The organism is Planobispora rosea (assembly GCF_014648175.1).
GTDB lineage: Bacteria > Actinomycetota > Actinomycetes > Streptosporangiales > Streptosporangiaceae > Planobispora > Planobispora rosea.
In genome coordinates this window covers 1-4,707 of the sequence record NZ_BMQP01000100.1, presented here as the reverse complement: position 1 = coordinate 4,707, position 4,707 = coordinate 1, and the positions used below count along the sequence as shown (strand labels likewise).

Here is a 4,707-nt window from a genome sequence, read left to right as displayed (position 1 = left end):
AGACGTCAGATACGGTGCCACCTCGGCCTCAGCAGCGGCGACGGCCACCATCGCCCCACCGCCGGGAAGCTCCTGCATCAACCGGCCCCGCGCCGCCACCAGAGCGCACGCGTCCTCCAGCGAGAGCACCCCGGCCACATGCGCCGCCGCGATCTCCCCGATCGAATGCCCCGCCACGAAGTCGGGACGCACCCCCCACGACTCCAGCAACCGAAACAGCGCCACCTCCAGCGCGAACAACCCGGCCTGGGCATACATCGTCTGATCCACCCGAGCGGCGTCGATGTCCCGCAGCCACGGCAACTGCTCGGCGATCCGCTCCCACGCCGCGGCGAAGACCGGATACCGTCCCGCCAGCTGACGGCCCATGCCCAGCCGCTGACTGCCCTGCCCGGTGAAGACGAACGCCGTCTTACCCCCGGCCACCCCGCCCTCGGCGACCCGCTCACCGTCCAGCAACACCACCCGGTGATCGAACTGCGCCCGCGTCGTGGCCAGCGAATAGGCCACATCCACCGACGCCGCACCCACCGACCCCGACGCAATCAGCCGGGCCAGCTGCGCCTGCACGGCCTCGGCCGTACGAGCCGAGACCGGCGCCAACGCCACCGGCGCTCCCGCCCGCACCGACACCGGCTCCGGCTCCGAGGTCGATCCCGGCACCACCGTCCCCGGCCCCGGCGACACCACCGGGACCTCCGCCGCCGGAGCCTCCTCCACGATCACATGCGCGTTGGTCCCGCTCAGGCCGAAGGAGGAGATCCCCGCCCGGCGGGGATGCCCGTTGCGGGCCCACTCCACCGGCTCAGTCAGCAGCTCGACCTTGCCCGCCGACCAGTCCACGTGCGGCGACGGCTCGTCGACGTGCAACGTGCGCGGCAGCATCCCGTTCCGGAGCGCCATGACCATCTTGATCACACCGCTGACACCCGCCGCCGCCTGGGTGTGGCCGAGGTTGGACTTGATCGAACCCAGCCACAGCGGGGCCTCCCGGTCCTGGCCGTAGGTGGCCAGCAGCGCCTGCGCCTCGATCGGGTCCCCGAGCGTCGTCCCGGTACCGTGCGCCTCGACCGCGTCCACGTCGTGCGGTTCGAGCCCGGCGGCGGCCAGCGCCTTCCTGATCACCCGCTGCTGGGAGGGGCCGTTGGGCGCGGTCAGCCCGTTGGACGCGCCGTCCTGGTTCACCGCCGATCCGCGGAGGACGGCGAGCACCCGGTGGCCGTTGCGCTGCGCGTCCGACAGCCGCTCCAGCGCGAGGACACCGACCCCCTCACCCCAGCCGGTGCCGTCGGCCGCGGCGGCGAACGGCTTGCACCTGCCGTCGGCGGCCATGCCCCGCTGAAGGCTGAAGTCGATGAAGATGTCCGGGGTGGCCATCACGGTCACGCCTCCGGCGAGCGCCATCGTGCACTCGCCCTGGCGCAGCGACTGCATGGCCATGTGGATCGCCACCAGCGACGACGAGCACGCCGTGTCGACGGAGACCGCCGGGCCCTCCAGCCCGAGCGCGTAGGCGACGCGCCCGGACAGGATGCTCCCCGCGCTGCCGTTGCCGATATAGCCGGCCACGTCCTCGGGAATCTCGCGGAGCCTGCTGCCGTAGTCGTGGTACATCACCCCGGCGAAGACACCGGTCGAGGTGCCGCGGAGCGTGGCCGGGTCGATGCCCGCCCGCTCCAGCGCCTCCCACGACGTCTCCAGCATGAGCCGCTGCTGCGGGTCCATGGCCACGGCTTCGCGCGGCGAGATGCCGAAGAAGTCGGGGTCGAACTCGGCGGCGTCGTAGAGGAACGCGCCCTGGTCGGCGTAGGTCCTGCCCACCTTGCCGGGCTCGGGATCGAAAATGGACTCGACGTCCCAGCCGCGGTCGGCGGGGAAGGCGCCGACCGCGTCCTCGCCCTCGGCCACCAGCCGCCACAGGTCCTCGGGCGAGTACACGCCGCCGGGGAAGCGGCAGGCGATGCCGACGATGGCGATCGGTTCGTCGGCGGGGACCCCGGCCGACGGCGCCGCCGGGGTGACGGCGGTCACTCCCGCCAGACGCTCCCACAGGTGGGCGGCCACCGCCTGGGAGTTGGGATAGTCGAACACGAGCGTCGCCGGCAGCTTCAGTCCGGTCACCGCGTTGAGGGCGTTGCGCAGTTCGAGCGCGGCCAGGGAGTCGAATCCCATCTCCTTGAACGCACGGGCCGGGGTGACGGCGTCGGCTCCGTCATGTCCGAGCACACCCGCCACCTGGGTGCGGACCAGAGTGAGCAGTTCCTCCTCGCGCTCGGCCTCGGGCAGCGCGGCCAGCCTGCGCTGGAGCTCCGATCCCGACTCGGCCGCCGCCGTGCTCGCCGTACGGCGTGCCGCGGGCTTGACCAGGCCGCGGAGCAGTGCGGGCAGGTCGCTCCCCCGCGCCGCGAGAGCCGACGGGTCCACCTTCAGCGGTGCGACCACCGGTTCTCCCGCCCTGACGGCGTCGTCGAACGCCGCGAGACCTTCGACGGCGGTCAGCGCCGGCAGACCGAGACGCCGCATCCGCTGGAGGTCGGCTTCGGCGAGCTCGCCGCCGAGCCCGGTGCTCTCCGCCCACATGCCGTAGGCCAGCGAGAGCGCGGGCAGGCCCGCTGCCCTCCGGTGGACGGCCAGCGCGTCCAGGAAGGCATTGGCGGCGGCGTAGTTCGCCTGACCGGCCCCGAGGACCAGACCCGCGGCCGAGGAGAACGACACGAACGCCGCCAGCTCGCGATCCTTGGTCAGCTCGTGCAGGTGCCAGGCGGACTCCGCCTTGGCGGACAGCACCCTGTCGATCTGCTCCGGGGTGAGGTCGGCGACGAGCGCCGCGTCCACGACCGCCGCGACGTGAACGACGGTCGTCACGTCGCGGTGCCGGTCGAGCAGTACGGCCAGGTCCTGCCGGTCGGTGATGTCGCACGCCTCGATCTCGACCTCCGCGCCCAGCTCGGCGAGGCTCTCGCGGAGCTCGACCGCGCCGGGTGCGTGCCCGCCGCGGCGGCTGACCAGGACCAGGGAGGTCACGCCGTACTCGCGGACCAGATGTCCGGCGAGGATCGCGCCGAGTCCGCCGGTCCCGCCCGTGATGAGCACCTTGCCGCCGAGGTCGGGCACGGCGGCGGCCTCCGGACTCACCCTGGCCAGTCGTGGCACGAAGACTCCGCCGTCGCGGACGGCCAGCTCCGGCTCGCCCGCCGCGAGCGCGGCCAGGACCACGGCGGTCGGCAGTTCGGCGCCGTCGGCGTCGATCAGGGCGAAGCGCCCCGGGTTCTCCTGCTCCGCGGCTCTGACCATGCCCCACAGCGCCGCGCCCGGCAGGTCCGTGACGTCCTCACGGTGGACGGACACCGCTCCTCTGGTGACGATCGCGACCTTGGCCCCGCCGAACCTTCCGCTCCGCAGGAGGTCGAGGGCCGCGTGCGTGGCCGAGGTGACCGCGTCCGGCACGGCCCGGCCGCCCGTCTCACCGGTGAGGCCGGTCACGAAGACCACCTGCGCGTCACCGCTCACTTCGGAGACCGGCCAGGCGACCTCCGTCCACGTGGGCTCGGCCTGAGCCTCGGGTGCGGCCGGCCGTACCCACTCCACCTTCAGCAGCGAATCCCGCCGGACGGTGCGCAGCTGAGCCTCGGAGACCGGGCGCGAGACGAGCGTGGCGACGGTCGCCACCGGCAGCCCCCGGGCGTCGGTGATCTCGATGGCCGACAGCTCACCGCCGTCGAGCCTGGTCACCTTGACGCGCAGCGAGGTGGCCTCGGCGGCGTGCAGCCGTACTCCGCTCCACACGAAGGGCATCAGGGTCTCGGCGTGCTCGTCGAGGAGGTCGGCGTGCATGGCCGCGTCGAGAAGCGCGGGATGGATGCCGAAGCCCTCGGCCGACGCGGCCCCGGGCAGGGAGACCTCCGCGTAAACCTCGTCACCCCGCCGCCAGGCGGCACGCAGGCCCTGGAAGGCCGGACCGTAGGCGTAGCCTCGGGCACGCAGCCGGTCGTAGGCGTCCGAGACGTCGATCTGCTCGGCCCCCTGGGGCGGCCAGGTCGCCATCGGAGCGGGCTCGGCCGTCTCGGGGGCGGACCGCAGGGTGCCGCGGGCGTGGGTCACCCACGTTTCCCCGTCGGCGCGGGAGTGGATCGACAGGCTGCGCGCACCGTCCCCCTCCGCCTCTCCGACCAGCACCCGGAGTGCCACACCGGCGCCCTCCGGCACGATCAGCGGTGCCTCGATGGTCAGTTCCTCGATCAGGTCGCAGCCGACCTCGTCACCCGCCCTGACGGCCAGCTCCACGAAGGCGGTGCCGGGGAGGATGACGTTGCCGAGCACGTCGTGGTCGGTCACCCACGGCTGGCCGCGGCGCGAGAGACGCCCGGTCAGCACGACCCCTTCGGGCAGCGAGACCACGGCGCTGAGCATGGAATGAGCCGCCTCTTCCTGACCCAGACCGGGTGCGTCGGACGGGAGTTCGCCCGCCTCCAACCAGTAGTGCTGGTGCTGGAAGGCGTAAGTCGGCAGATCCACCCGCCGGGCACCGGACCCGGCATAAAACGCCTCCCAATCCAGCCGCACACCCCGCGCCCACGCCCTGGCGATCCCTGTGATCAGTTCCCGCTCTTCGTCCCGGTCCCGACGCAGCAGCGGGATGAACGCCGCTTCCTCGTCTTCGACGCAGGCCGGGCCCATCACCGACAACACCGCGTCCGGACCCACCTC

At 72.9% G+C, this 4,707-nt stretch carries 1 protein-coding gene; it reads right to left on the bottom strand.

The genetic code is table 11. The annotated features are described in order from the left end of the window. Window positions 1–4,707: type I polyketide synthase (locus IEZ08_RS38790; RefSeq protein WP_189244218.1), on the bottom strand; the 4,707-nt coding region annotated here is incomplete at both ends.